This window comes from Salinibacterium sp. NG22, from assembly GCF_015864925.1.
In the GTDB taxonomy this organism is placed as follows: domain Bacteria; phylum Actinomycetota; class Actinomycetes; order Actinomycetales; family Microbacteriaceae; genus Rhodoglobus.
This window is the reverse complement of sequence record NZ_JADYWG010000002.1, coordinates 220,043-246,102: the sequence shown is the minus strand read 5'-3', so window position 1 is coordinate 246,102 and position 26,060 is coordinate 220,043. Positions and strand designations below refer to the sequence as shown.

The window sequence follows — 26,060 nt, the reverse complement described above, 5'->3', positions numbered from 1 at the left end:
CAGGTTGCATCAGCGCAGGACCGCCCACGCCCTGCCCGAAGGAACCCGTGAAGCTGCTCAGCACCCCCGCACCGCTCTGGCACAGCCCCGAGAGCTATTGGCAGAGCCTCGCGGATGCCACGCACTCCCTCGACGCTCCGTATGGGGTGCTGTCGCTCGAGGCGCTGTCACACAATGCTGCCGATATGGTTCGCCGGGCTTCCGGGGTGCCGATTCGGGTGGCGAGCAAGTCGATTCGAGTTCGTGCGGTGATGGATGCCGTGCTCGAGCTCGACGAGTTCCGGGGCGTTCTCGCCTACACGCTCACCGAGGCGCTCTGGCTGGCCGAGACCATTGACGATGTGGTGGTCGGCTACCCCGCGGTGGATCGTGCGGCGATCGCGGCCCTCGGCACTAGTCCGGCGCTCGCCGAACGTGTCACGCTCATGATCGACTCGGTCGAGCACCTCGATTTTGTTGACTCAGTGGTGTCTCCTCAGCACCGCGAAACGATCCGCGTCTGCATTGATGTGGATGCCTCGTTCCAGTCGCCCCTGCTCGGTCACGTCGGTGCGCACCGCTCTCCCGTGCGCTCGGCGGCGCAAGCGCGCACGCTCGCGAGCACGGTCGTCGATCGTGCCGGATTCACGCTGGTCGGAGTGATGGCGTACGAAGCGCAGATCGCGGGAGTCGGCAATCGCCCGCCGCACAAGGCCGCTTATGGCCGCCTGCTCGATGTCATGCAGACGGCATCCGCCAAGGAACTGCGCGAACGTCGGGGCGAGATTGTCGCCTCCATCAGCGAAATCGCCGAACTCGAGTTCGTGAACGGTGGGGGAACCGGCTCGCTTGAGTCCACTGCCGAAGACGCCGCGGTCACTGAAATTGCGGCGGGCAGCGGACTCTTCGGCCCGCACCTTTTCGACAACTACAGCCACTTCACCCCGGCGCCGGCCGCAGCGTTCGCGCTCGCGGTCGACCGCAAATACTCCCTCGATATTGCGACAGTGCACGGTGGCGGCTGGATCGCCTCGGGTGAAGCGGGCGTCGACCGGATGCCCCAGCCCACCTGGCCGAAAGGGCTCAAGTATGTGCCGCGCGAGGGCGCCGGCGAAGTGCAGTCACCGCTCACGGGCCCCGCAGCGGAGCACCTCCAGATCGGAGACCGCGTCTGGTTCCGCCACACGAAAGCGGGCGAGCTGTCTGAGCACCTCAACGAGTTCGCGGTCGTCGCTGACGGTCGCATCGTCGATACCGTTCCGACCTACCGCGGCGAAGGCAAAGCCTTCCTGTGACGACTCCCGAGTGGATGCCGCCAGCCGAGCGCCGCGCGTCGAGCCCGACTCCGGCATCCCTGAGTCCCGGTTCCGTGTGGCGCAATTGGGGCCGTTCTGAGCGTTCGCGTCCCGAGTTCGCGGCTCGCCCGGAGAGCGTCGACGAGGTCATCGCGGCGGTGCACTTCGCGCGCGAGAACGGCGTGACTGTCAAGGCCTGGGGTGCCGGCCACAGCTTCACCTCAGTTGCGGCAACCGATGGCGTACATCTCGACGTCGGTGCACTCGCCGGAGTGACGGCGGTCGAAGGAACGCACGTAACGCTCGGTGCCGGCACACACCTCTTCGAACTCCCGGCGCTGCTCGAACCACTCGGGCTCGCCCTCGCCAACATGGGCGACATCGATCGCCAGACGATTGCCGGCGCGATCTCCACCGGCACCCACGGCACGGGGGCGCAGTTCGGCGGCATAGCCACTTATGTGCGCGGCGTCACGCTCGTGACCGCCGCGGGCGAAGTGCTGCGCATCAACGCGACCGAAAACCCAGAACTGCTCCCGGCCGCGGCCCTCGGCCTCGGTGCCCTCGGCATCCTCGTCGATGTGACGCTCGAGTGTGTGCCGACCTTTCTGCTGCACGCGGTGGAGCGCCCTGAACCCGCTGCCACCGTCCTCGCTGAGTGGCTGCAACGCAGTGCCGAAACTGACCACTTTGAGTTCTACGTCTGGCCGCACACCGAGACAGCTCTCACCAAGAGCAACACACGCTTACCGGGTGATGCGCCGCGGCATCCGCTCACGAAGTTCTCGCACTGGTTCGATGATGAGTTCATGGCCAACGGGGTCTTTCGCGCGATCTGCGCGGCGGGTAAAACCGTGCCAGCGATCATCCCGCCCATCAATCGTCTCGCCGTGAAGCTCTCGGGCAATCGCGAGTTCACCGACGTCTCGAGCACCGTCTTCGTCACCGATCGCACCGTACGCTTTCGCGAAATGGAATATGCCCTCCCCATCGAGGCTGTTCCGGATGCCGTGCGCGCCATCCAGAAGCTGATCGCTGACCGAAAGTGGAAAGTTTCATTCCCCATCGAGGTGCGTTCGGCCGCTGCGGACTCATTGCTGCTGTCGACCGCGTCGGGGCGGGCCACCGGCTATGTCGCGGTGCACCGGTATTGGCGCGAAGACCCGGCCGAGTATTTTCGGGAGGTGGAGGCGATCATGATGGCCCACGATGGGCGACCTCACTGGGGAAAATTGCATAACCGGCAAGCCGAATCGCTCGCGGCGGCGTATCCGGGTTTCAATGAGTTCTTGAGCATTCGCGATCGGCTTGATCCTGGTCGCGTGTTTGCGAACGACTATCTGCGCCAAGTGTTGGGGCGATAGCGGCTCAAGCTTTAATGCGCGAGTCGAGCAGTACGAGAAAGGGCGCGATTATCAAAGCCATTGTGTGTGGAGCAGGAATCGCTGGACTCACGGTCGCCGGTCAGCTGGCTGAACGCGGGTGGGAGGTTGTGCTTCTGGAGGCTGCTCCCGAGCGCCGCACGCAGGGTTACATGATCGACTTCTTTGGGCCCGGCTATGACGCCGCCGAGAAGATGGGCATTCTGGATCGTTTGCGCGAGCTGCGATACCCGATTAGCGAGGCCCGTTTTGTGCGCCCCAACGGTCGCAGTCAAGCAATTGATTATGAGCTTGTGGCGGCCAACGAGGGCGGCAAGTTGATGAGCCTGATGCGCCAAGACCTCGAACAAACCCTTTTCGACGTGCTCCCCGAGAGCGTTGAACTGCGGCTCGGCAGCGCCGTTGTATCGGTCGAAGACCGCACCGATTACGTCACCACGGTGCTCGCCGATGGGTCGCGCATTTCGGGAGACATTGTGGTGGCAGCGGATGGCATCCATTCGGCTGTTCGGCATGATCTTTTTGGTGATTCGGCGGCGTTCGATCGCCAGCTGGGGATGCACACCTGCGCTTATACGTTCGACTCTCCTCGCCTTCACGCCAAGCTCGGCGACGCTCTGATCTCAACAGATGAGCTGGATCGCATGGTCGGTTTGTATGGATTGCGCGATGGCAAGGTGGCGCTTTTCGCTGCCCACCGCGTGAACGACACGGTGCTTCCTGCCGATACGCGTGCGGCCATTCGCTCTGCCTACGCGGGCATGGGCGATGACGTTGCTGAGGCGCTCGAGAAGTGCCCGGAGCCCGACAAGATTTACTACGACCAGGTTGCCCAGATCGAACTGCCCGTGTGGAGTCGTGGCCGCGTTGTCTTCGCGGGCGATGCGTGCCAAGCGGTTTCGTTGCTTGCCGGGCAGGGAGCGTCGTTGGCGATCGCTGGTGGATTGCTCTTGGCCGAAAAGATTTCGAGCGATCGAGAACTCAGCGCCACCTTCGCCGAATACGAAGAAGAATGGATGCCGCTGGTCGCCGATAAGCAGGCCGCTGGTCGTCGGGCGGCGAACGGTTTTCTGCCGCACACCCTGTTCCAGCTCTGGAAGCGCCGCGCGGGCCTCGCCCTGCTGACAGCGCCGGTGATTGGCAAGTTCGTCACCTCCACGATCACGGGAACTAAGACGTTCACATAGCCGGAGTAGAGCGGTGTGTCGGCCCTTTATTGGGGGTCGCAAGTGGCCCAGTTTCTCGGTGGAGGCACAGGAGCACGTTCTATAGTTGAGGCATGGAATTCCTGATCGTAATCGGCGTAATCGTCCTGCTCGCAGTCATCGTCGGCATCTACCTGTGGTCGACGTATAACTCGCTGGTCACGCTCAACGTGCGCGTTGATGAGGCGTGGAGCGATATCACGGTGCAACTCAAGCGTCGTGCTGACCTGCTGCCTAACCTCATCGAGACGGTCAAGGGCTATGCCGCGCACGAGAAGGGCGTCTTTGAGGCCGTCACGAAGGCCCGCGCCGAGTCGTTGAACGCTCAGGGTCCCGTCGATGCGGCTGCTGCCGAGAACCACATGCAGTCTGCCCTCAAGAGCATCTTTGCTGTCGCTGAGGCGTACCCGCAGCTGCAGGCCAGCCAGAACTACCTTCAGCTTCAGGGTGAACTTGTTGACACTGAAGACAAGATTCAGGCCAGCCGTCGTTTCTACAACGGTGGTGTGCGCGAGCTCAACACCAAGATCAAGATCTTCCCGAACACGTTGTTCGCGCGCAATCTTGGTTTCCACGAGCGTGAGTTCTTCGAGGTTGCGGATGCCGCATCCATCGCTGAACCGCCGCGCGTGCAGTTCTAAGTCTTCGTCTTTCTAACCGCGTGACCAGGATGTTCTAGATGTATCGCGCCATAGCGAAAAACAAGCGCAACACCGTTCTGATCGTCATCCTGTTCGTTATCCTGATTGGGTTTCTCGGCTTTGCGCTGAGCTTCCTGATGGGGGGCGACCCGATGACAATCACGATCGGCACGATCATTGGTGCCGGTGCGTTCACGCTGATTCAGTACTACGCGGCGTCGAAGCAGGCGTTGGCAATGAGCGGCGCTGTCGAGATTCAAAAATCCGACAATCCGCGGTTGTACCGCATTGTCGAGAACCTGTCGATCACGACGGGCACGCCGATGCCGAAGGTGTACATCGTCAACGATCCAGCGCCGAACGCTTTCGCGACCGGGCGTGACCCGGAACATGCTGCTGTTGCTGCGACGACTGGGCTCCTAGAACTGCTCGACGATTCGGAGCTCGAGGGTGTGATGGCCCATGAGATGGGTCACGTGCAGAACTATGACATCCGGGTATCGATGATCGTGTTCGGTCTCGTCGTTGCTGTCGGTTTTATTTCGGACATTGCGTTGCGCTTCACTCTGTTTGGCGGTCGCGGCAATAACAACAACTCGAACCCCGTGATGATTATTGTTGGTTTGGCTGCTCTCCTCATTTCGCCGCTTGTGGCGGCGGCAGTGCAGGCGTCGATTTCGCGTCAGCGTGAATATCTTGCGGATGCCACTGGTGCGTTGACGACGCGTCACCCGGATGCTCTGGCTAGCGCTTTGCAGAAGCTTTCGGATTACAGCCGTCCGATGCAGAAGCAGAACTCGACGATGGCGCACATGTGGATTTCGGATCCGACGAAGCCGGGCATCATGGATCGTCTCTTCAGCACGCATCCGCCGCTCGCTGACCGCGTTGCGCGTCTTGGCAAGATCGGCGGAGGCTTCTAGCCGACGGAGCTGATTCTGGCTGCCGCAGTCGCGGCGTTCAGCTGGTGCTGGCTAGCGCTGCAACTCTGCCTCGATGGCGGGGGAGAGGCTTCCGCGGCCGGTCACGGCGATCTCGCCCATGCCTTGCCAGTGCGCGATCTCACGCAGGGTGGGCACGATGCGTTCGGCGAGGGCTCCGGTGCCTCCGGGCAGGGCGTCGAGTCCGTCTTCGTGCCACGCGGATTGCACGCGAAGCACACCCGCTTGGCGGTCGGTCTTGAGGTCGATGCGGCCGACGAGGGCGTCATCCACGAGCACAGGCAGCGAGTAGTAGCCGAAGGTGCGTTGGGGCTCGGGGAGATAAATTTCGATGCGGTAGTGGAACCCAAACATGCGCTCGGCACGCTTGCGATCCCACACCACGGGGTCGAAGGGCGAGAGCAGCGCGACGTGTTCGATGCGGCGGGGGAGGCGGGCATCCCGGTGCAGCCAGGCAGGCTGCTCCCAGCCGCGCACGGTCACGGGAACGAGCTCGCCAGCATCCGCCAGTTCGGCAATAGCCGGGCGAACGTCAGCGCCTTTGAGGCGAAAGTAGTCGGCGAGGTCGGATGCCGTGCCGATACCCAGCGCCCGTGCGGATTCCGCAATCAGGGCGCGGTGAGCGTCGGCGCGGGACACCTCACGCTCGCGCAGCTCGACCGGAATCAGGTGCTCGGTCAGCGCGTAGGTGCGTTCGAAGCGGGTGCGGCCGGCGCTGACGACTTCGCCCCAGCGGAACAGCATTTCGAGTCCTTGCTTCACGTCGGACCACCCCCACCAGGGTCCGGTGCGGCGGTTGGCGTCGTGCTCGATCTGGCGGGCGGTAACGGGTCCGGTGGTGGCGAGTTCTTCGCGCAGCCACTGCAGCATGGGCTGGTTGTCACGCACCCATTCGTAGCGCACGGCATCGCGTTCGCGCAGCGACTCCATCTTCCAGCGCCACAACGGCCACGATTCGAGCGGAATGAGCGCGGCTTCGTGCGCCCAGTATTCGACGTACCGGCCGGGCATGCGCGCGGTTGGCGTGCGGAACGTCAGCGCATCAAGAGCGGCCTTGTCGTAGTGGCCGAGGCGAGCGAACACCGGCTGGTAGTGACTGCGCTCGAACACGTTGACCGAGTCGAGTTGCAGCAGCCGGATGCGGTCAAAAAGTAGGTTGAGCTGTCGCGTTCCCGCGGGGTTGGCCGCAGTCGCGGTGCCGCGCCCAAAGCCTTGGGCGGCGAGCAGCACTCGGCGTGCTTGCGCTGCAGAGAGGGAATCAACCACGGCTCGACTCTACCGAGCAGCGGCGACATCCACTCGCTAGGGCGCCGAACAGCTCCACCGAGTAATTGTGTTTGTATCGTTCATCGTTCGTTTACCAAGATGAAAGCGAACGCCGCATCAGGCTGCGTACCGTCAACTCCGGATCGTTTCGGTACCCTCTGCCCGTTTACAGCGCGGGCGGCTGCGACGGTCGTTGGAGGAAGTCTTGTTCACTAAGCGCACCCTCGCCGCTGTTGCACTCGTTGCAGCTTCGGCGATTTCACTCAGTGGTTGCAGCACCACTGAGGCAGCTGCTGGCGATGTTGACGCATCGACTGCCACCACCGTTGAAGACTTCGGTGGAATGGACGCTCTTATCGCAGCCGCGCAGGCTGAGGGCGAACTCAATGTCATTGCGTTGCCTGACAACTGGGCAAACTATGGCGAGATCAAGGCTCTCTTCGAAGAGAAGTACGACATCATCGTCAACTCGGCTGACCCCGACGTTTCTAGCGCCGAAGAAATCGCCGCTGCTGACAACCTCAAGGGCCAGGACACCGCTCCTGACGTCTTCGACCTCGGTACCGCTGTCACGCTCGACAGCCTTGACTACTTCGCTCCCTACATGGTTGCCAACTGGGATGAAATTCCTGAGGGCAACAAGGAAGCAACCGGCCTCTGGGTCAACGACTACACCGGCAGCATGTCGATCGGTTATGACTCCAACTCGGTTCCCGAGCCCACGAGTCTCGATGACCTGCTCAAGGCTGACTACCGTGGCGCTGTTGCGCTGAACGGTGACCCCACGCAGGCCGGAGCGGCTTTCGCTGCTGTCGGACTCGCCACGGTTCACAGTGGTGGAACCCTCGATGACTTCACGCCCGGCATCGAGTTCTTCGAAGAGCTCAACGACGCCGGCAACTTCATCCCGGTCAACGTCACGGGAGCAACCATTGCTGCCGGCGAGACCAAGGTTGCCTTCGACTGGAGCTACAACAACCTCGCTGCCGCAGCAACGGTTGACGGCTGGAAGGTCACGACTCTTCCCGGCGCTGTGTACACGAGCTTCTACAACCAGGCCGTCAGCAAGGATGCCCCGCACCCGGCTGCTGCTCGTCTCTGGCAAGAATTCCTCTACAGCCCCGAAGCGCAGAACCTCTTCATCGTCGGTGGCGCTTACCCGGTCACGATTCAGGCTCTGCAGGATGCCGGAACCGTTGACACCGCAGCACTCGACGCGCTCGGTGCCCTCGAGGGTGAACTTGTCACCCCGACCCCCGAGCAGGCTGAAGAAAACGCAACGATCCTGGCTGAGAAGTGGGCTGCGGCAATCGGCTAACGCTGATTCCCTCACGCACCTTTAGCTAATACATCGTGTCGCTAGCCACCGCGCCAGCGCCCGAACAGGATGGTGTCGAGCTCACCGCTCGGCACCATCCTCGGGTGGCCCTGGTCAAGCCGTCGAATCGGCGTCGTCGCCTCGCTTATGCGGGGCTAACGCCGTTTGCGGCCTACGTTCTCATCTTCCTTGCCCTTCCCACCATCCTTGCGGTGGTCACGGGCTTCTTCTCCGACGACGGTTCGCTGACGTTCGACAACATCACGGGACTGTTTACCCCGACCATCCTCGCCACCTTTGGTAGCTCGTTCTGGCTCTCGGGTGTCACCGCCGTGATCGGTGCCGTTGTGGGTGCCCTCATTTGCTACGCGATGCTCGGCACCAAGGTTGGTGGCCTACTGCGTACGATCATCGAGTCCGCGGCCAGCGTGCTCGCCCAGTTCGGTGGCGTGATGCTCGCCTTCGCGTTCATCGCGACGATCGGCGTGCAAGGGCTCGTCACGGTCATTCTGCGTGACACCTTCGGCGTCGATATTTTTGCGGATGGCGTGTGGCTCTATCAGGTGCCCGGCCTCATCCTTCCCTACGTCTACTTTCAGGTTCCCCTCATGGTGATCACTTTCCTGCCCGCCCTCACCGCGCTGCGCCCGCAGTGGGCCGAAGCCAGCGCAACGCTCGGCGGCACCCGCTTCGCCTACTGGCGCTACATCGCCGCCCCCGTGCTCGCCCCGGCGTTCCTCGGCTCGTTGCTGTTGCTCTTCGCCAACGCCTTCTCGTCGTTCGCCACGGCCGCTGCGCTCATCAGCCAGGGCTCGCAGATCGTGCCCCTCCAGATCCGTGCGGCGCTCGTCAGCGAAACCGTGCTCGGCCGCGAAAACATGGCGGGCGCTCTTGCGCTCGGGATGATCGTGGTCATGGTCGTCGTCATGTGGGCGTACTCCGTGCTTCAGGCTCGCACCTCGCGGTGGCAAAAGTGAGCGCCGACATCGCCGCGCCGCTGAGCCCCGTGGAGCCCGCTCCCGCGTCAGCGCCCGCAGAACGGCGCCCGAAAACCGCGAACCAGGCCGTGCGCATCGGAGCCGAACCGAGCACGCTTGCCCGCCGACTCATCCTCGGCATCATCGGCGGCATCTTCCTGATCCCCGTGATCGCGATGATCGAGTTCACCTTCCGCAACGGCCTCGCCGGCGACTACACGACCAGCCACTGGACGGGACTCTTCACCGAAGACAGCGCCCGCACCTACCGCGGTCTGTATCAGGCGATCGAGAACTCGCTCGTGCTCGCCGCCGTCACCGTCGCCATCGTGCTCGTGTTGCTGCTGCCGACGATGGTGCTTGTGCACATGCAGTTCCCGCGCCTCAAGCGCACCCTCGAATTCATCTGCATCATCCCCATCACGGTGCCCGCCATCGTGCTCGTCGTCGGTCTCGCGCCGGTGTACTCGGTGGTCGTGCAAGTGCTCGGCGGCTCCACCTGGACTCTCGCTTTCGCCTATGGCATCACCGTGTTGCCGTATGCCTATCGCGCCATTCAGGGCAACCTCGATGCGATCCCCGTGAAGACCCTCAGCGAAGCGGCCAGCACGCTTGGCGCCGGCTGGCTGACCGTGCTGTGGACGATCCTGCTGCCGAACCTGCGCCGGGGAGTGCTCGCGGCATCCTTCATCTCGATTGCGGTCGTGCTTGGCGAGTTCACCATTGCGAGCCTGCTCAATCGTCGCAACCTGCAAACCGCGCTGCTTCAGGTCTCGCAGTCCGACCCCTGGGTTGCTGTGATCTTTGCGCTCGCCGCCCTTGCCCTCGCTTTCGTCTTGCTGCTGATCATCGGCCGCCTCGGATCAGCAACGCCCTCTAGGAGAAAATCATGACCGCCACGTTTACTATGACGGGCCCCACCGCCACCCACACGCCGACTGCGGGAGCAACCGTTCAGCTCAGTGCCGTCGTGAAGGCTTTCTCGGGCCACACCGCGCTCAACAGCATCGACCTCGACGTTGCCCCCGGCGAACTCGTAGCGCTGCTCGGTCCCTCCGGCTGCGGCAAGACCACCGCGCTGCGCAGTATCTCCGGGCTTGAGAGCATCGACAGCGGTCGCATCCTCATCGATGGCGTGGATGTCGCAGACACTCCCACGAATAAGCGCGACATCGGGATGGTCTTTCAGGCCTACTCGCTGTTCCCACACATGACGGTGCTCGAGAACGTGGAGTTTGGCCTCAAGATGCGCAAGGTTACCGCCGCTCGTCGCCGCGAACGTGCCCTCGAGACCTTGGACATGGTCGGTCTCACGAAGCACCAAGACCGCTTCGCCCACCAGCTCTCGGGTGGCCAACAGCAACGTGTTGCTCTCGCCCGTGCCCTCGTCACGCGCCCCCGAGTGCTGCTCCTCGATGAGCCGCTCAGTGCCCTCGATGCCAAGGTGCGGGTGCAGCTGCGCGAAGAGATTCGTCGCCTGCAAACTGAACTCGGCATCACGACCGTCTTCGTGACCCACGACCAAGAAGAGGCGCTCGCCGTCGCCGACCGCGTCGCCGTCATGCGCGACGGTCGCATCGAACAAATCGGCACGCCAGAAGAGCTCTATGCGACGCCAGCCAATGCCTTCGTCGCCGACTTTGTTGGTCTCAGCAACCGGATGCCCGCCGAGCTGATTGACGGCCAAGTCACCCTCCACGGCTGCAGCCTCAACCTTCTCGGCGACCCCATGCCTGATGGCCCCGTCATCGCGCTCGTTCGCCCGGAAGACATCGCCCTCTCCACCGACGGAATCGCCGGCACGGTCATCTCGTCGAGCTTCCTGGGCTCCCTGCGCCGCACGCGCGTGCGACTCTTCGACGACACGGTCGTTGCCATCCAGCATGAGGTGGAGCGGCATCCGCTGCCCGGTGAGGCCGTCACGGTGCGGCTCAAGGGTGCACCCGTGAGTGCGCTGCCTCCCAAGGTGAAGAAGTAACGGCCGCGCGCGATCGAATTGGGGCGCAGCAAGCGCGCACTCTGGCACAACTAAGATAGGCACGTGATATTCGGTCGACCTAAGAAACCAGACAGTCGGGTCTCGTCACGCGCCAGCACAACAGACGCCGCTGAGGTTCCCGCCGGGCTTTCGATAGCGGCTGCCTACTCCTGGCGCATGCTTGTCGTATTGGGCCTCGTCGCAGTGCTCATTTATTTGGTAATTACGCTCAAATACATCGTGATTCCGTTCCTGATCGCGATTCTTATCGGGGCGCTTCTCGTTCCCGTTGTCGGTTTCTTGGTGCGCATTAAGTGGCCGCGCTGGCTTGCCGTCACTGTGGTTTTGATCGGATTTTTCGCCGTTGTCAGCGGCCTCGTTGTGGTCGTCGTCGGCCAAGTCCGTTCCGGGCTTCCCGCTCTTCAAACTCAGTCGGCCACCGCCTACGAGAACCTGCGTGAATTCCTGCGCAACTCTCCGCTGCAGCTCAGTGACCAAGACCTCGATGGTTACCTCACCGAGATTTTTGACGTCATCCAGCGTGACTCTCAAGCGCTCGTCTCGGGCATCCTCTCGGTCGGTTCCACAGCCGGTCACGTTCTCACCGGTGCGCTCTTGAGCCTGTTCGCAACCATCTTCGTATTGGTCGATGGCAAGGGCATCTGGGCGTGGACGGTTCGACTCTTCCCGCGCAAGGCTCGTAACGCGGTCGATGGCGCCGGAGTAGCGGGATGGCTCACCCTCACCACGTTCGTCAAGGTGCAAATTTTTGTGGCCGCGGTGGATGCCATCGGCATCGGCGTCGGTGCGTGGATCCTCGGTTTGTTTTACGGTGGGTTCCCGCTCGTCATCCCCATTGCCGTCGCCGTGTTCTTAGGTTCGTTTATCCCTGTCGTGGGTGCACTTGTTACAGGGGCGCTCGCGGTGTTCATCGCCCTCGTCTTCTTGGGTCCACTCCCCGCCGTGATCATGTTGGGAATCGTTTTGCTTGTGCAACAACTTGAAGGTCATATTCTCCAGCCGCTCGTGATGGGCACGGCAGTGAAGGTTCACCCCCTCGCCGTCGTCTTCGCGGTAGCCGCTGGCTCATTCGTGGCCGGTATCCCCGGCGCGCTGTTTGCCGTGCCGCTCGTCGCGGTCGTCAATGTCATGACCAAATACATCGCCAGCGGCGATTGGCGTCTCAATGGTCGCCCCACGATCACGGACGTGCTCGGTAATGGTAAATAACCGGATGCCCGGCCCCACGCTCGCTGAGTACGAAGCAGCACGCGTCCGGGTCGCAGAAGTTGCCGATGTCACCCCCATGCAGACTTCGCGTTTTCTCGCGGAAATCTTGGGCTCACCTGTCTTTCTCAAGTGCGAGAACCTTCAGCGCACGGGCTCCTTCAAGTTGCGTGGAGCCTATAACCGTCTTGCGGGGCTCTCCGAGGAGGAGAAGGCGCGCGGAGTCGTGGCCGCCTCGGCCGGAAACCACGCCCAGGGCGTCGCTTTCGCCGCCCGCGAGCTAGGTATCAAGTCGACCATTTTCATGCCCGTAGGCGTGCCCCTGCCGAAGCTGCAGGCCACGCGCGATTACGGTGCCGAGGTCGTACTGCGCGGTCACACCGTCGAAGAGCCGTTGCGTGCGGCCGCCCGTTTCTCTGAAGAGACCGGTGCCGTGCTCATCCATCCCTTCGATCATGAAGATGTGGTGGCGGGTCAAGGAACTCTCGCGCTTGAAGTGTTCGATCAGGTTCCCCAGGTCGACACGATCATCGTTCCCATCGGCGGCGGCGGACTCGTTTCCGGCGTTGCCGGTGCGATCAAACAGCGTGCCCGCCTCGAAGGACGTAACGTGCGCGTCATCGGGGTGCAGGCAGCCAACGCGTCTGCGTACACCCCCTCGCTCGAGAAGGGCGAAATCGTTGAAGTGCGCACCACTCCCACGATCGCTGACGGCATCGCTGTCAGCCGCCCGGGCGTGCTCAACTTCAGCATGGTCCGCGACCTCGTGGATGAAGTGATCACCGTCTCTGACGACCAGATCGCCTACGCGGTGCTCGTTCTTCTTGAGCGCGCCAAGCAGGTCGTCGAGCCGGCGGGCGCGGTCGGAGTTGCTGCCATCTTGGCGGGCAAGATCTCGCCAAGCGGCAACACTGTGGTGCTGCTGAGCGGTGGCAACATCGACCCCATGATGATGGAACGCATCATCAGTCACGGACTTTCGGCATCCGAACGCTATTTGCGTTTGCGCATCCCGCTGCCAGACCGCCCCGGTCAATTGGCGCGCATCTCGGCGCTCGTCGCCGAAGCGAACGCCAACGTTGTTGAGGTGCTGCACAGCAGGCACAACAACAAAGTGCAGTTCAGCCAGGTTCAGCTCGAACTGCACATTGAAACCCGTGGCCCTGAGCACGCGGAGTCAGTGCTCGCGCGGCTCAGAGACGAAGGATTTGACCCTCAGGTCGACTTCTAGTCAGGCTAGATAGTTAGCCGGAGTAGGTCGCGATCTTTAGAATCTTGACGGTAATCTCTTTGCCGTTAGGGGCGGTGTACTTCTTCGACTGCCCGACCTTGAGCCCGTTGATGGCGAGACCGAGCGGGCTCTTCTCGCTGTAAACATCGAGATCGCTATCTTCGGCAACGATTTCGCGGCTGCCGAGCAAGAAGACACTTTCTTCGCCCATGATCTCGGCCGTGACCAGAATTCCGGGCTCAACGACACCGTCGTCATCTTGAACGTCGCCGACTACGGCATGGCGAAGAAGCTGGGTGAGAACGCGGATGCGGGCCTCAATTTTGCCCTGCTCTTCCTTGGCAGCGTGGTAGCCACCGTTCTCTTTGAGGTCGCCTTCTTCGCGGGCGGCTTCAATCTTCTTGGCGATGTCGTACCGTGCTTCGCCCGTGAGCTGTTCCAGTTCGGCGGTGCGACGGTCGAACGCCTCCTGGGTCAACCACGTGACGTCGTTTTCTGCAGCCACTGTGTTTCTCCCTATACAAAAGAGAAACCGGCCGAAGACGACCGGTTTCGAGATGATTTGCTACAGCCTAGGTGAGCCAGCACCGGTAGATCAAGCCTGACACTGCTAGTTCGGTCGTGCGAACGGTGGTGCTCAACTCCCGATTGCGCTGATCGCTCCCGGGAACGTCGACGACTTTCCAACCGATGATGGCAAAAGTGGAGTTGAGGGCCTGCACTGCACAGCGAGCATCCTGGTTCTCGGCAACGTTGAATTGCCACCGCACCTCGACCGCGGTGTCATCAATGAGCTCGTAGCCGGTGTCTTTTGCCTCGAACTGAGCGGGTGATTCCAACAGGCCGCCCCATACCAGCCAGGCGGTGAAGACCGCAACGAAGGCTGCTGCGACGGCGATCACGATCACCCGGTTGTTGCGTTTCGCTTTCGGGCTGCGACCATAGCGGGCATCCAAATCGGTGGGTGTCGCCGTGCCGGATGCGGCGCTATCAGCGGTGCCAGTCGGGTTACTGGATGCTTCGGGCACGCGGGGCTCCTTCTTGCGACGGTATTCTTGTTACTGCAAGGTTATTCGCAAACTCGCATGATGAAATCATGGAGTGAACATCCCAGAGGACAACAGTTGATTTCTTTCACTTCGCTCGCAACCAGTGCGATTCTCTGGACGGCTACTCCCAGCCCTGAGCCGACGCTGTACCCGGCCTACGAGGGCGACCCCAACTTGGTCACTCCCGGTGTGCTCGGCTTCATCGGCATCCTGTTCGTCGCGGTCGCCACGTTGGTTATCGTCATGGACATGAACCGTCGCGTGCGCCGCGTTCGCTACCGGGCGCTCGCGCAGGAAACGATCCGGGCCGAGCAGGCTGCTGCCGCTGGCGAAACTGATGGTCTCACCGAGGGTGCGGCTGATGATTCGGCTGATTCCGGCGATGCTGATGATGCTGCGCCTACACAACGGGCGGATTAGTCGCCACAAGGAAGATGCCGACCCAGTGGCAGAGGAACGCCAGTAGCGTCAGTGTGTGAAAAATCTCGTGGAACCCAAACACTCCGGGCACGGGATTCGGTCGCTTGAGACCGTAGATGACGGCGCCAACGGTGTAGAACAGTCCACCGGCCAAGATGAGGGTCATCATGATCCAGTTCGCTTGGAAGAAGTCGACGATAAACATCATCGCGCCCCAACCGAGCAGCACATACAGGGGAACGTAGAGCCAGCGCGGGGCCCCTACCCAGAAGATGCGGAAGCCGATGCCGAGAGCAGCGCCGCTCCAGACGATCCACAGCAAAATGGTCGCCTTCTCCGGCGGAAGCGCTAAGACCGTGATCGGGGTATAGGAACCGGCGATGAGCAAGAAAATATTGGAGTGATCGAAACGCTTCAGCATCATCCGCGTCTTCTCGCTCCAGTTGAAGCGGTGATACAGGGCAGAAACGCCGAACAGCATGAGCGACGACGCTACGAAGACCGCTGAGCTGACCTTGGCAGCGGTGCCATCGGCCATCACGAGCAGAATGACGCCCAGCGCTATAGCGACGGGGAACGTGCCCGCGTGGATCCAACCACGCCACGTCGGCTTCTTCTCCGCCGGGTCGTTCGTCATCACATCATCGACGAACGGAAGCTCGGGAAGGCGCGAGGCGTCTTCCTGTTCAACGGCCGCTGCAGCAGCGATATCGGCGGCATCTTGGTTCATGCTCACAGTTTACGCCTGACGCAGATTCACTTGCTGAGCGCCGCAGTGGTCTAACGTAGTCCCGTGAGTAAGCGACAGTCTGCATTAGGTCGCGGTTTTCTTTACGGTCTTTACCAGAAAAAACTGCGGCGCCAGCTAGAGGGCCAGCAATTGCCGCGCCACGTGGCCATGATCATTGATGGCAACAGGCGCTGGGCTAAATTGAAAGATCTCGAGACGGCAGCGCACGGCCATCGAGCCGGTGCGGCCAAGTATCGAGAGTTTTTGGTGTGGTGCGACGACCTCGACATTTCAGTGGCGACGCTCTACCTGCTCTCCACCGACAACCTCACCAGCCGATCGCCCGAAGAGCTGAAAGAGCTCTTCACGATCATTGGTGACCTTGCCGAAGACCTGTCGCACTTCCGCGACTGGCGCGTTCAGCATGTGGGATCGGATGTTGGTCTCCCCGAGCAGCTCAAAGCGCAGCTCAAGGGCGCTCACGAGCGCACCGCAGACAACACCGGCCTGCACGTGAACCTCGCCATCGGCTACGGCGGACGCCACGAAATCGCTGAAGCCATGCGCCGTATCGTGCGCAACCACAGCGATGAAGGTCACAGCCTTGACGCGCTCGCTGAACTTCTCACTCCGGAACTCATTGGTGAGCACCTCTACACCAAGGGTCAGCCCGATCCCGACCTCGTTATCCGTACCTCGGGCGAGCAGCGTATTAGCGACTTCATGTTGTGGCAATCTGCCCACAGCGAGTTGTATTTCATGGAAGCACTCGGGCCCGATCTGCGTGAGGTCGATTTCTTGCGCGCCCTTCGTGATTTCTCGCGGCGCAACCGTCGCTTCGGTGCCTAACCGCGAACGAAATGTGACGCGATGGTGTCTTGTGGCGTGTCGCTGCGCCCAGATTGCGTGACGGGTTTAGCGTTCAATCCATCAGGTATGGCGCCTGATCGAGACGGCCACGTAAGTTCGTTTTCGTAAAGTACTGGCCGTCTTCGCAGACTGGATCCGAGTGCTCGCACTCGGGGATGGAGTGCACGTTGGCCGACCTAGCAACCCCCAAGACCACGATCACCACGTCGAAGGCGGGAGGGCGGGCCCAACGACAAGCCGAACGTACTTACGTTCTGGATACGTCTGTTTTGCTCTCCGATCCGAGCTCGATCAAGCGGTTTGCTGAACACAATGTTGTTCTGCCCGTTGTGGTGATCACCGAACTCGAAGCCAAGCGCAACGACCCCGAGATTGGGTACTTCGCCAGGCAAGCGCTGCGCAGTCTCGATGAGATGCGCGTGAAGCATGAGCGCCTCGACTTTCCCATCTCGGTGGGCGACGACGGTGGCACGCTGCGCGTCGAACTCAACCACTCCAATATGTCTGTGCTTCCCTCCGGGCTGCAGCTAGGCGATAACGACTCGCGAATCCTTGCCGTTGCGCTCAACCTCGCCAACGAGGGGCTGGATGTCACGGTCGTCTCGAAAGATCTTCCCCTCCGGGTGAAGGCGGCATCCATCGGTCTCGCGGCCGAGGAATACCGCGCAGAACTCGCTGTCGACTCGGGGTGGACTGGCCAGGCTGAGATTGAACTCAGCGGCGATCAGGTCGCCGAGCTCTATGACAAGGAGCGTTTGCAGACGCGGGCGGTGGGAGATCTGCCCATCAACACCGGGCTTGTGGTCACCTCCGAACGAGGTTCGGCCTTGGCCCGGGTGACGGCCCGCGGCACGATGTCGCTCGTTCGAGGCGATCGCGAAATCTTCGGACTGCACGGTCGTAGCGCCGAGCAGCGACTAGCGATCGAAATGCTTCTTGATCCTGAACTGGGCATCGTCTCGCTCGGGGGAAGCGCCGGTACGGGAAAGTCTGCCCTCGCTCTGTGTGCTGGCTTGGAAGCAGTGTTGGAGAAGCAGCAGCACCGCAAGATCATGGTGTTCCGTCCGCTCTACGCCGTCGGTGGTCAGGAATTGGGCTACCTACCCGGCGATGCGGCCGAGAAGATGAACCCCTGGGCGCAGGCAGTGTTCGACACTCTCGGCTCCGTCGTCTCGGAAAACGTTCTCGAGGAAGTGCTTGATCGGGGACTGCTCGAGGTGCTTCCGCTCACTCACATCCGTGGTCGTTCGCTTCACGATGCATTTGTGATTGTGGATGAGGCGCAGTCGCTTGAGCGCAATGTTCTGTTGACGGTGCTCAGCCGCATCGGTCAGAACTCACGTGTGGTGTTGACCCACGATGTGGCACAGCGCGACAACCTCCGCGTCGGACGCCACGATGGAGTCGCTTCAGTGATTGAAACGCTCAAGGGACATTCGCTCTTCGGGCACATCACCCTCACGCGTTCGGAACGATCGGCAATCGCTGCCCTTGTCACCGAGCTTCTGGAGGGCAACGACATCGCCTAACGATTGGCTCTCAAAGTCTGAGCGCGCCGCGTGAGTGTCAGCGCGGCGCGCTCAGACAACGTAAGGTTTTCTCGTGGGCTCGGTGTGGTGGTTTTTGGCAATTCCCCTTGGGGTTGCCGTGGTGTGGGCGATACTCGCACCCCGAAACCAATGGCGGAGCCTTTTTTCGTGGTCGGTAGCAAACGCCCACTCCTCAGAGCCAGGCGGCGCGGCTTACGCTTCTCGCCAACTCATCGCTGGCATTGCGCTCGGGCTCGCCCTGCTCGTGGTGGTTTTCGCCGTGATCGCTACTACCGCACGCACACCGCAAGAGCCCTCGCACGTCAGCGTTCTCGAACAGACGTGGGGATCGCCAGCACCGTTGTTCGTGTACCGCACGTTCCAACCCGCGACGACGCCTGATCCCGCCCTCGTTGAGGTACCGATCGAGAATTACCTCCCGGTGAACGACGATGAGGCGGCGCCGCTGTATTTGCTCGACCTCGAACCGTTTTCGCGGCTAGGCACCACGAACATTCCGGGCTACATCGGCAGTGAGCCCGACGAAACAGATTCGACGATTGGTCGAGCTGATGTCTTGATTCATGTGCGTGGCCCGCTGCTGTGTGTTCCTCGTCGGGTTGTCGTCGTTGAGGGGCCCGAGAGCGTGCAAATCGCGGTTCAGTATGGCTTGCCCACGCCAAGCGATGGTTCGAAGCCCGACAACGCAGAAGCGTGCCCGCTCGGTGAAGACCTCACCGGCTCAGTGCTCATCCCGATCACATTGAATGATGTGATCGGCGAGCGTTCCGTCGAGGGCCTCGACGGAACGCCGCTCACACTGCTTGATACAACTAGTTAGCCAGGTGTCGTCATCGACAGAACGTCGAGGGCGGCATCCAACTGTTCGAGCGTGACTTCGCCGCGCTCAACAAAGCCGAGATCAATGACGGCTTCACGCACGGTAATTGACTGTGCAACAGCGTGCTTGGCAATCTTGGACGCTGCTTCGTAGCCGATGATCTTGTTCAGCGGCGTCACGATCGACGGCGATGATTCGGCAAGGGCGAGGGCGCGCTCGAGGTTCGCTTCGAGACCGTCAACGGTCTTGTCGGCGAGGGCGCGCAGCGAGTTGGAGAGCAGGCGGCTCGACTCGAGCAGCGAGGTTCCCATCACGGGGATCGCAACGTTGAGTTCGAAGGCTCCGGATGCTCCACCCCACGCGATCGTCGCGTCGTTTCCGATAACGCGAGCACAGACCATGAGCACGGCTTCGGGGATGACCGGGTTGACTTTGCCGGGCATGATCGAGGAGCCGGGCTGGAGATCGGGGATCTGCAATTCGCCGAGACCGGTGTTGGGGCCTGAGCCCATCCAGCGGAGGTCGTTGCAGATCTTGGTAACGGAGACGGCGATCACGCGAAGAGCACCGGATGCCTCTACGAGGGAGTCGCGCGCACCCTGAGCTTCGAAGTGGTCTTCAGCCTCGGTGATCGGCAGACCGGAGTTCTCGGCGAGGATCTCGATGACGCGCTGCGGGAAGCCGAGTGGGGTGTTGATGCCTGTGCCGACGGCGGTGCCGCCGAGGGGAACCTCTGCGACGCGGGGGATTGCCGACTGGATGCGGGCGATGCCGAGACGAATCTGGCGGGCGTAGCCGGCAAATTCTTGGCCGAGGGTGACGGGAGTGGCATCCATGAGGTGGGTACGGCCAGCCTTGACCGCGCCCTTCCACAGTTCTGCCTTCACGTCGAGTGCTGCAGCGAGGTGCTCAAGCGACGGGATGAGGTCACCGATAAGCGCACCGGTCACGGCAAGGTGCACCGAGGTGGGGAACACGTCGTTCGACGACTGCGATGCGTTGACGTGGTCGTTGGGGTGAACGGCGCTGCCGAGCGAGTCGGTCGCGAGTCGAGCAAGAACTTCGTTCATGTTCATGTTCGAGGAGGTGCCGCTGCCGGTCTGGTAGGTGTCTACCGGGAACTGGTTGTGGAACTGACCGTCGATGATCTGGTCTGCGGCGCCCACAATGGCATCCGCGATGGCGGGGTCGAGCTTGCCGAGTTCGCTGTTGGCGATTGCGGCGGCACGCTTGACGCGGGCGAGAGCGACGATCTGAGCGGGCTCAAGGCCGGTGCCCGAGATGGGAAAGTTCTCTACTGCGCGCTGCGTCTGAGCGCCGTAGAGGGCATCCTTGGGCACGCGTACCTCGCCCATGGTGTCGTGTTCGATGCGGTATTCGGTGGAACTCGTCACAGCGTTGTAATCCTTTGTTTGCGAGCGAACTGGGTGAGACGTGGTGGAGGGCGCTAAACCGTGCCGATAACGAGATCGGGCACAGCCCGACCCTCAAGCAAACGGTAGTTCGCGCCTACTACTGCAAGGGTACCTGCGGCCACAGCATCGCTGATGAGCTCGGACGCATTCATGAGTTCGAGGATGGTGGCACGCAAATGAATGCGCCCCACGTCATACGCATTGATCGAGTCGATCTCCACGGTGCCAGATTCACTGCCAGCAACGCGACGCACGGCGGGCACAATTTTTGAGATCAACGATTGGATGTGTGGGGGCAGCGCGGGAGCATCCGCTGTCTGGGATTCGATGGCAGCAGCAACAGCACCACATTCGTCGTGGCCGAGAACGAGAATCAGTGGAACGTTGAGCACGCTCACCGCATATTCGAGAGAGCCCACGACGGAGCTGGAGATGACTTGACCGGCGTTTCGCACGACGAAGAGATCGCCGAGGCCTTTGTCGAAAATGATTTCGGCTGCGAGGCGGGAGTCGCTGCAGCCGAACAGCGCGGCGTGCGGTGCTTGAGCATTGGCCAGCTCGGTGCGACGATCTACATCTTGACGGGGATGCGCCGGTGCGCCAGAAACGAATCGCTCGTTGCCGCGCGACATCTCATTCCACACTTGGGCGGGTGTTTTGGTGGGGTTCGTCATGGTGTCTCCACATCGGCGGCGATGGATGCCGCAAGTAGTTCGAACTCTGAATCGGCGGCGGTTCCGTGAAGCACAACAGTGCTGCCTGCAAGCTCCGCCGAGAGCACGTACGCATAGTTTCCGGTGTCCGAGTCCGAACGGCGATCGTAAATCGTCCACTCGATTCCATCGATCACGATCGTGCCGGTCGCGAGGGCGCCATCCGTCACGATTCCGACCCACGTGGGGTTCGCTTCGATGCCCTGTTCAAGCGCGATGAACTGCGCCCCCGAGGTGTCGGTGGATGGCGTCACAAGTCCGATGTACCAGGTCTGCACTGACGAAGTGGTTCCCAGTCGCGCCGAGTTGGCGTACCAAGACTCTGGCAAGGAGGGGGCGAGAAGCGGCGCGCTCGAATCGACTTGAGCATCGGCGGCGATGGTCTGGTAGTCGGCGACCACGGGGGTTTCTTCGCCGGGGCGAACAACAACGAGCACAAGAAATAACACGACAACGAGGGATGCCACCGTGGCGCCGACCAGGTTGAGGAGCGTCTGGTTGGCACGGTGCTTGCGCGAGTTCTCTGCCTTGCGCGCGAAAGTCTCTTCTGGCGTCTCGGGGCGACCCAGCTCAGCGACGATGGGCGGTTCGGTGCTCTTAGCCATTACTGGTCGGTGCTCGCGTCAGCAGAGTCACTAGCCGTGCCGGCGCTGCGGGCGGCGTCAAGCCGGGCGCGGGCGCCAATCAGCCACTCTTCGCACCGCTGGGCGAGAGCCTCGCCGCGTTCCCAGAACGCCAGCGATTGTTCGAGCGTTGCCGAACCCTGTTCGAGTTCGTTGACTACAGCAATGAGCTCATCCCGAGCTTCTTCATAACTGAGCTCACTGACAGGGGTTTCATTGGGGGTAGCCACGATGTAATTCTACTGTTCTCTAGTCGTCTGCCGGCTGGCCGGTAACGGTGGTGGAAATCTTGCCGTCGGCAACGGTGAGCAGGAGCTCAGTGCCGTCGGGGGCATCAGAAGTGGAACGCACGGCAGTGCCATCAGGCAGCTGCGCGATGGCATAGCCGCGCTGCAGTGTGCGTTGAGGGGAGAGGGCTCGCAATTGGCCCGTCAGCTCGGTGACCCCGGCGTGCGCTTTCTCAATCGCGCGCTCTACCAGTTCGTTGCTGCGCGAGACGTACCGCGAAAGCTCATCGGCGTGCGCGTCGACAAGCGACACCGGGTTCGCTAGTACCGGACGGGTGCGCAGCGATTCCAAACGATCGCCCTCATAACTGAGGCGCTGGGTGATGCGCAGTCGCATGCCTGAACGCGCTTGCTGCACGCGACTCAACTCTTCAGCGACATCCGGCACGACACGTTTCGCCGCATCAGTGGGGGTGGATGCCCGCAAATCAGCGACCTCGTCGAGCAGCGGTCGATCGTTCTCATGCCCAATCGCCGACACCAGCGGAGTGACGCAGGCCGCGGCCGTGCGCACCAAGGATTCATCGCTGAACACGAGTAGGTTCTGAAAGTCGCCACCCCCACGGGCGACGATGATGACATCGACCTCGGGATCGGCATCCAATTCTCGGATGCCCTGAGACACCTCGTTGACGGCACGCTCGCCCTGCACGGCCGCATGGGCGGTGCGGAACTTCACGGCGGGCCAGCGTAGCTGAGCGTTGCGAATCACGTCTTTTTCAGCGTCGCTGTCTTTCGCCGTGACAAGCCCGATGCAGTTGGGCAAGAAGGGCAGGGGCTTTTTGTGCTCGAAGAGGCCCTCGGCGCGCAATTTCTGGCGCAGCAGTTCGAGCTTCTCGAGCAAGTCGCCAAGCCCGACGTGCCGCATCTCGAGCACCTGCATGGTGAGCGTTCCGCCCTTGACCCAGTAGTTAGGTTTGACGAGCGCGACAACGCGATCGCCCTGCTTGAGATCCTTGGGCAACTTGGTGCGCACCGACGACCAAATGGTGAACGAGATGGTGGCATCCACTTCAAGGTCTTTGAGCTTGCCGTAGATGTTGCCGCCCGAACCACCCCACTGGGTGATCTCGCCTTCGACCCAGGCCGTGCCGAGTCGTTCGATCCAGCCGCGGATCTTGTGCGACAGCACCGACACCGGCCATGGAGTATCGACGGTGGGCGGTCCCTCTGTGATCGTCACCTAGCCTCCTCAAGCTTGTGATTACAGGGTAGAGGATGCCGCTGATACTGCTCTCCGTTCGGCGTTCGTGCAGCGGTGTTCGGTAGAATCATCCAAGTGAGCACCATTTCTAACGGAAGCGCCCAAGCGCTAGCGATGCCCCCGATGCCCGCACGCCGAGAGCAATTGAAAAATTTGCCGGTCGCAGGCTCAAAACGTGTCGTATTAGCGGCCCCGCGCGGCTACTGCGCGGGAGTCGACCGCGCTGTCATTGCTGTCGAAAAAGCGCTCGCTAACTACGGCGCTCCTGTCTATGTGCGCAAGCAAATTGTTCACAACATTCACGTCGTGACGACGCTCGAAGCGCAAGGCGCCATTTTTGTGGATGAGGTCGACGAGATCCCCGAAGGATCAACCGTTGTCTTTTCTGCCCACGGTGTCTCGCCGGCTGTTGTTAAGGGAGCCTCCGACCGCGAGCTGCATGCAATCGACGCAACCTGCCCGCTCGTCACGAAGGTGCACCGCGAAGCAACGCGGTTCGCTCGCGACAACTACCAAATCTTGCTGATCGGCCATGATGGCCACGAAGAGGTTGAAGGCACGATGGGCCACGCGCCCGAGCGCACCATCCTCGTCAATAGCCCCGCCGATGTGCCCAACATTGTGGTCGAGAACACCGACAACCTCGTCTGGCTCTCGCAGACCACGTTGAGCGTCGATGAAACGATGGAGACAGTTCGCCTGCTGCGCGAACGGTTCCCTACACTTCAAGATCCGCCGAGCGACGACATTTGTTACGCCACGCAGAACCGTCAGGTGGCCATCAAGAAGGTTGCTGAAGACGCTGAACTCGTCATCGTCGTCGGCAGCGCCAACAGCTCCAACACGGTGCGCCTCGTCGATGTCGCCCTCGAATACGGCGCCAAAGCGGCTTACCGGGTCGATTACGCGAGCGAGATCAAGCAAGAGTGGCTCGACGGTGTCGCCACGGTTGGCGTCACGAGCGGAGCATCCGTTCCCGAAGTTTTGGTTCAAGAAGTGCTGGCTGACCTCGCAGAAGCAGGGTACGGCGACGTCTCGACTGTCGTCACCGCCGAGGAAGATCTGATGTTCTCGCTGCCCAAAGAACTGCGCACCGACGCTGCAGGCAACCCCGATGAGCGTGGCCTCGGTGGCCGCAATCGCAAACTTGATTGGCAATAAAATCTATGACAGACCCGCGCCCACGCCCGAAATACGGCGAGTATGCACCCCTGCCTCCCACGGCGCCAGAAGGCACGAGCGAGGTCGGCGCTGGAGAGTCAGCGACTGATCCTGCCGCGATGGCACCGCCGATCATGCCGATCATTCCCGATTCCTCGCTCAACGCGCAGCATCAGCGTGGTGCGGCGGCTGGCCTCACCGGTCACGGCGCTAACGCGGAGGCACCCGCGCGTAAACATCGCCTGTGGGACGTCTTTCTTACTGCAACCCTGTTGCTCTTCGGCGTCGCGGACATCATCAACACGTTCAGCACGGTAGCTAACCTTGGCCCGGTACTGCGGGAGGGCCTCGCGGCTCAGGGCATGGACGATTTCTCGTCTGACGCCATCGCCACGGATGCCGGCGGTGTTGCCAACATCGTTCGCATCGCCGCCCTCGTGCTCACGATCATCTTCGCGTTGCTGCAAATTCAGCGCAAACGAATCGCCTTCTGGATTCCCCTCATCGGTGCGAGCGTCGCGGGGCTAGCGCTCATGGTGGCGATCTTCGTTGCTGTGCTCAGCGACCCCGGTTTCATGGCGTACGTCGAAAGCCTGCAGTAGCCGTTCCTGCTGTCGTTGAGTGCGCCGAGCTGCTGGCGGCGACAAAGCCGCCACCGCTGTTAACGACGAATAGGGGCTGACCCGAAGGTCAACCCCTATTCGTAACGAGCGCTACTTGCTGGAGAATCCAGCCGAACCGAGCTGCTTGGTGGCTTCAACAACGCGGAGGGCGAGAGCCGACTCTGCTGTCTTGCCCCAGGCGCGGGGGTCGTAAATCTTCTTGTTGCCCACTTCGCCGTCAACCTTGAGGAAGCCGTCGTAGTTCTTCAGAACGCTGTCAGCAATCGAGCGGCTGTAGGCGTACTGGGTGTCGGTGTCGATGTTCATCTTGATAACACCGTTGGCGACAGCGGTCGCGATCTCTTCATCGGTCGAACCTGATCCGCCGTGGAAGACGAGGTCGAGCGGGTTAGCATCGGTGCCGTACTTCGCGGCGATGCCGGCCTGGATTTCACCGAGCAGTTCAGGGCGAAGCTTCACGTTGCCGGGCTTGTACACGCCGTGCACGTTGCCGAAGGTGAGGGCTGCGATGTAGCGGCCCTGCTCGCCGAGGCCGAGCGCTTCGACGGTAGCGATAACGTCATCCAGTGTCGTGTAAAGGCTGTCGTTGATGTCGTGGCTGACACCATCTTCTTCTCCGCCGACGACGCCGATTTCAACTTCGAGAATCGAGTTGATGGCCTTCATGCGGGGAAGGATGTCGCGTGCGATGGCGAGGTTCTCGTCGAGGGGAACAGCTGAGCCGTCCCACATGTGCGACTGGAAGATCGGGTTGCGACCGGCCTTGACCTCAGCTTCGGATGCCGCGATGAGCGGGTAGACAAAGTCATCGAGAGCGTTCTTGGGGCAGTGGTCGGTGTGCAGAGCAACCGTGACGGGGTAGTTCTTGGCGGCTTCGGTGACGAACGCAGCGAAAGCGAGTGCTCCGGATGCGCGTGCCTTGACCGACTGGCCAGCGAAGTAGTCTGCGCCACCCGTGGTGACCTGGATGATGCCGTCAGAGCCTGCATCGCTGAGGCCCTGAAGCACGCCGTTGATGGTGGACGACGACGAAACGTTGATGGCGGGGTAGGCGAAGGAGTTCTTCTTCGCCTTGTCGAGCATTTCTGCGTACTGGTCTGGGGTTGCGACTGGCATTGTTGTCTCTCCTCATGCGGTACCGACTACCGCTCTGGT

General features: G+C 61.7%; 27 protein-coding genes. 17 read left to right on the top strand and 10 right to left on the bottom strand.

The annotated features are described in order from the left end of the window. Positions 1 to 47: 47 nt before the first annotated feature. The 5 genes from I6E81_RS10775 (at position 48) to I6E81_RS10755 (ending at position 5,425) form a co-directional block, all read left to right on the top strand. Positions 48 to 1,274 (top strand): amino acid deaminase/aldolase, encoded by a 1,227-nt coding sequence (locus I6E81_RS10775; RefSeq protein WP_197107478.1) that lies wholly within the window; start codon positions 48 to 50, stop codon positions 1,272 to 1,274. 14 nt (positions 1,275 to 1,288) lie between these two features. Next, positions 1,289 to 2,638 (top strand): D-arabinono-1,4-lactone oxidase, encoded by a 1,350-nt coding sequence (locus I6E81_RS10770; protein ID WP_197108539.1) that lies wholly within the window; start codon positions 1,289 to 1,291, stop codon positions 2,636 to 2,638. Between the two features lie 62 nt (positions 2,639 to 2,700). Next, a complete protein-coding gene (locus I6E81_RS10765) occupies positions 2,701 to 3,843 on the top strand; it encodes an FAD-dependent monooxygenase (protein ID WP_197107476.1) in 1,143 nt (380 codons plus the stop codon). 92 nt (positions 3,844 to 3,935) lie between these two features. Next, the gene (locus I6E81_RS10760; RefSeq protein ID WP_197107474.1) at positions 3,936 to 4,502 is read left to right on the top strand and encodes a LemA family protein; all 567 of its coding nucleotides are present in this window, start codon (positions 3,936 to 3,938) and stop codon (positions 4,500 to 4,502) included. A 38-nt stretch (positions 4,503 to 4,540) separates the two neighbouring features. Further along, complete coding sequence (locus tag I6E81_RS10755) at positions 4,541 to 5,425, top strand: M48 family metalloprotease (RefSeq protein ID WP_197107472.1); 885 nt, start codon at positions 4,541 to 4,543, stop codon at positions 5,423 to 5,425. 51 nt (positions 5,426 to 5,476) lie between these two features. Here I6E81_RS10755 and I6E81_RS10750 read toward each other — a convergent pair whose 3' ends face one another. Further along, positions 5,477 to 6,709, bottom strand: coding sequence for a winged helix-turn-helix domain-containing protein (locus I6E81_RS10750; RefSeq protein ID WP_197107457.1), 1,233 nt, complete (start codon positions 6,707 to 6,709; stop codon positions 5,477 to 5,479). Between the two features lie 205 nt (positions 6,710 to 6,914). Here I6E81_RS10750 and I6E81_RS10745 point away from each other — a divergent pair, with 205 nt between their 5' ends. From I6E81_RS10745 to ilvA, 6 genes are all read left to right on the top strand, one after another. Then, positions 6,915 to 8,027 carry an ABC transporter substrate-binding protein gene (locus tag I6E81_RS10745; RefSeq protein ID WP_197107455.1) on the top strand — a complete coding sequence of 371 codons (1,113 nt, stop codon included), beginning with the start codon at positions 6,915 to 6,917 and terminating at the stop codon, positions 8,025 to 8,027. 35 nt (positions 8,028 to 8,062) lie between these two features. Then, the gene (locus I6E81_RS10740) at positions 8,063 to 9,004 is read left to right on the top strand and encodes an ABC transporter permease subunit (protein WP_197107453.1); all 942 of its coding nucleotides are present in this window, start codon (positions 8,063 to 8,065) and stop codon (positions 9,002 to 9,004) included. Beyond that, positions 9,001 to 9,897 (top strand): ABC transporter permease, encoded by an 897-nt coding sequence (locus tag I6E81_RS10735; protein WP_197107451.1) that lies wholly within the window; start codon positions 9,001 to 9,003, stop codon positions 9,895 to 9,897. Before I6E81_RS10740 ends, I6E81_RS10735 begins: the two co-directional genes overlap by 4 nt. After that, entirely contained in the window at positions 9,894 to 10,982 is a 1,089-nt protein-coding gene (locus I6E81_RS10730) for an ABC transporter ATP-binding protein (RefSeq protein WP_197107449.1), read from the top strand. The genes I6E81_RS10735 and I6E81_RS10730 overlap by 4 nt, the downstream gene beginning before the upstream one ends. A 63-nt stretch (positions 10,983 to 11,045) precedes the next feature. Next, positions 11,046 to 12,212, top strand: coding sequence for an AI-2E family transporter (locus I6E81_RS10725; protein WP_307783918.1), 1,167 nt, complete (start codon positions 11,046 to 11,048; stop codon positions 12,210 to 12,212). Beyond that, positions 12,202 to 13,440, top strand: coding sequence for a threonine ammonia-lyase (gene ilvA / locus I6E81_RS10720; RefSeq protein ID WP_231600025.1), 1,239 nt, complete (start codon positions 12,202 to 12,204; stop codon positions 13,438 to 13,440). Before I6E81_RS10725 ends, ilvA begins: the two co-directional genes overlap by 11 nt. 13 nt (positions 13,441 to 13,453) lie before the next feature. Here ilvA and greA read toward each other — a convergent pair whose 3' ends face one another. Further along, on the bottom strand, positions 13,454 to 13,945 hold the full coding sequence (gene greA / locus I6E81_RS10715; RefSeq protein WP_197107447.1) for a transcription elongation factor GreA: 492 nt from the start codon (positions 13,943 to 13,945) through the stop codon (positions 13,454 to 13,456). Between the two features lie 67 nt (positions 13,946 to 14,012). Further along, a complete protein-coding gene (locus I6E81_RS10710; protein ID WP_197107445.1) occupies positions 14,013 to 14,468 on the bottom strand; it encodes a DUF4307 domain-containing protein in 456 nt (151 codons plus the stop codon). A 96-nt stretch (positions 14,469 to 14,564) separates the two neighbouring features. On the opposite strand from I6E81_RS10710, the gene I6E81_RS10705 reads away from it, so the two are divergent. Next, complete coding sequence (locus I6E81_RS10705; RefSeq protein ID WP_197107443.1) at positions 14,565 to 14,909, top strand: hypothetical protein; 345 nt, start codon at positions 14,565 to 14,567, stop codon at positions 14,907 to 14,909. On the opposite strand, the gene I6E81_RS10700 is transcribed toward I6E81_RS10705, so the two are convergent. Further along, positions 14,890 to 15,546 (bottom strand): hemolysin III family protein, encoded by a 657-nt coding sequence (locus tag I6E81_RS10700; protein ID WP_231604243.1) that lies wholly within the window; start codon positions 15,544 to 15,546, stop codon positions 14,890 to 14,892. The two genes, I6E81_RS10705 and I6E81_RS10700, sit on opposite strands and share 20 nt — an antisense overlap. A gap of 156 nt (positions 15,547 to 15,702) precedes the next feature. Between I6E81_RS10700 and I6E81_RS10695 the strand changes: the two genes are divergently transcribed. The 3 genes from I6E81_RS10695 to I6E81_RS10685 all read left to right on the top strand — a co-directional run bounded on the left by I6E81_RS10695 (position 15,703) and on the right by I6E81_RS10685 (position 18,879). Continuing rightward, positions 15,703 to 16,488: an isoprenyl transferase gene (locus tag I6E81_RS10695; protein WP_197107439.1), complete on the top strand. Its 786-nt coding sequence runs from the start codon at positions 15,703 to 15,705 to the stop codon at positions 16,486 to 16,488. A gap of 218 nt (positions 16,489 to 16,706) precedes the next feature. Then, positions 16,707 to 18,038: a PhoH family protein gene (locus I6E81_RS10690; RefSeq protein WP_307784167.1), complete on the top strand. Its 1,332-nt coding sequence runs from the start codon at positions 16,707 to 16,709 to the stop codon at positions 18,036 to 18,038. A gap of 94 nt (positions 18,039 to 18,132) precedes the next feature. Beyond that, positions 18,133 to 18,879 (top strand): fumarate hydratase, encoded by a 747-nt coding sequence (locus I6E81_RS10685; protein ID WP_231604136.1) that lies wholly within the window; start codon positions 18,133 to 18,135, stop codon positions 18,877 to 18,879. Here I6E81_RS10685 and I6E81_RS10680 read toward each other — a convergent pair. From I6E81_RS10680 to xseA, 5 genes are read right to left on the bottom strand one after another with little or no spacing between them, the layout of a single operon-like run. Beyond that, a complete protein-coding gene (locus I6E81_RS10680) occupies positions 18,876 to 20,273 on the bottom strand; it encodes a class II fumarate hydratase (protein ID WP_197107433.1) in 1,398 nt (465 codons plus the stop codon). The two genes, I6E81_RS10685 and I6E81_RS10680, sit on opposite strands and share 4 nt — an antisense overlap. Before the next feature lie 53 nt (positions 20,274 to 20,326). Further along, positions 20,327 to 20,968, bottom strand: a complete 642-nt coding sequence (locus I6E81_RS10675; protein WP_197107431.1) for a carbonic anhydrase — start codon at positions 20,966 to 20,968, stop codon at positions 20,327 to 20,329. Then, positions 20,965 to 21,612 (bottom strand): DUF4245 domain-containing protein, encoded by a 648-nt coding sequence (locus I6E81_RS10670; RefSeq protein ID WP_197107429.1) that lies wholly within the window; start codon positions 21,610 to 21,612, stop codon positions 20,965 to 20,967. The genes I6E81_RS10675 and I6E81_RS10670 overlap by 4 nt, the downstream gene beginning before the upstream one ends. After that, the gene (locus I6E81_RS10665; protein ID WP_197107427.1) at positions 21,612 to 21,860 is read right to left on the bottom strand and encodes an exodeoxyribonuclease VII small subunit; all 249 of its coding nucleotides are present in this window, start codon (positions 21,858 to 21,860) and stop codon (positions 21,612 to 21,614) included. The genes I6E81_RS10670 and I6E81_RS10665 overlap by 1 nt, the downstream gene beginning before the upstream one ends. Positions 21,861 to 21,879: 19 nt before the next feature. Beyond that, a complete protein-coding gene (gene xseA / locus I6E81_RS10660) occupies positions 21,880 to 23,100 on the bottom strand; it encodes an exodeoxyribonuclease VII large subunit (RefSeq protein ID WP_197107426.1) in 1,221 nt (406 codons plus the stop codon). Positions 23,101 to 23,235: 135 nt separating this feature from the next. On the opposite strand from xseA, the gene I6E81_RS10655 reads away from it, so the two are divergent. Both I6E81_RS10655 and I6E81_RS10650 read left to right on the top strand, forming a co-directional pair. Continuing rightward, positions 23,236 to 24,282: a 4-hydroxy-3-methylbut-2-enyl diphosphate reductase gene (locus tag I6E81_RS10655; protein ID WP_197108525.1), complete on the top strand. Its 1,047-nt coding sequence runs from the start codon at positions 23,236 to 23,238 to the stop codon at positions 24,280 to 24,282. 5 nt (positions 24,283 to 24,287) lie between these two features. Further along, positions 24,288 to 24,884 carry a DUF6264 family protein gene (locus tag I6E81_RS10650; RefSeq protein WP_197107425.1) on the top strand — a complete coding sequence of 199 codons (597 nt, stop codon included), beginning with the start codon at positions 24,288 to 24,290 and terminating at the stop codon, positions 24,882 to 24,884. A 111-nt stretch (positions 24,885 to 24,995) separates the two neighbouring features. On the opposite strand, the gene fbaA is transcribed toward I6E81_RS10650, so the two are convergent. Further along, a complete protein-coding gene (gene fbaA, locus I6E81_RS10645) occupies positions 24,996 to 26,021 on the bottom strand; it encodes a class II fructose-bisphosphate aldolase (protein WP_197107424.1) in 1,026 nt (341 codons plus the stop codon). Between the last annotated feature and the right edge of the window lie 39 nt (positions 26,022 to 26,060).

What these genes read in the sequence shown, in the direction of transcription:
- ilvA (WP_231600025.1), top strand. Translation starts at nt 12,202, where the DNA reads ATGGTAAATAACCGGATGCCCGGCCCCACGCTCGCTGAGTACGAAGCA.
- I6E81_RS10670 (WP_197107429.1), bottom strand. Translation starts at nt 21,612, where the DNA reads ATGGCTAAGAGCACCGAACCGCCCATCGTCGCTGAGCTGGGTCGCCCC.
- I6E81_RS10755 (WP_197107472.1), top strand. Translation starts at nt 4,541, where the DNA reads ATGTATCGCGCCATAGCGAAAAACAAGCGCAACACCGTTCTGATCGTC.
- I6E81_RS10760 (WP_197107474.1), top strand. Translation starts at nt 3,936, where the DNA reads ATGGAATTCCTGATCGTAATCGGCGTAATCGTCCTGCTCGCAGTCATC.
- I6E81_RS10700 (WP_231604243.1), bottom strand. Translation starts at nt 15,546, where the DNA reads ATGACGAACGACCCGGCGGAGAAGAAGCCGACGTGGCGTGGTTGGATC.
- I6E81_RS10675 (WP_197107431.1), bottom strand. Translation starts at nt 20,968, where the DNA reads ATGACGAACCCCACCAAAACACCCGCCCAAGTGTGGAATGAGATGTCG.
- I6E81_RS10730 (WP_197107449.1), top strand. Translation starts at nt 9,894, where the DNA reads ATGACCGCCACGTTTACTATGACGGGCCCCACCGCCACCCACACGCCG.
- fbaA (WP_197107424.1), bottom strand. Translation starts at nt 26,021, where the DNA reads ATGCCAGTCGCAACCCCAGACCAGTACGCAGAAATGCTCGACAAGGCG.
- I6E81_RS10650 (WP_197107425.1), top strand. Translation starts at nt 24,288, where the DNA reads ATGACAGACCCGCGCCCACGCCCGAAATACGGCGAGTATGCACCCCTG.
- I6E81_RS10655 (WP_197108525.1), top strand. Translation starts at nt 23,236, where the DNA reads ATGCCCCCGATGCCCGCACGCCGAGAGCAATTGAAAAATTTGCCGGTC.
- I6E81_RS10770 (WP_197108539.1), top strand. Translation starts at nt 1,289, where the DNA reads ATGCCGCCAGCCGAGCGCCGCGCGTCGAGCCCGACTCCGGCATCCCTG.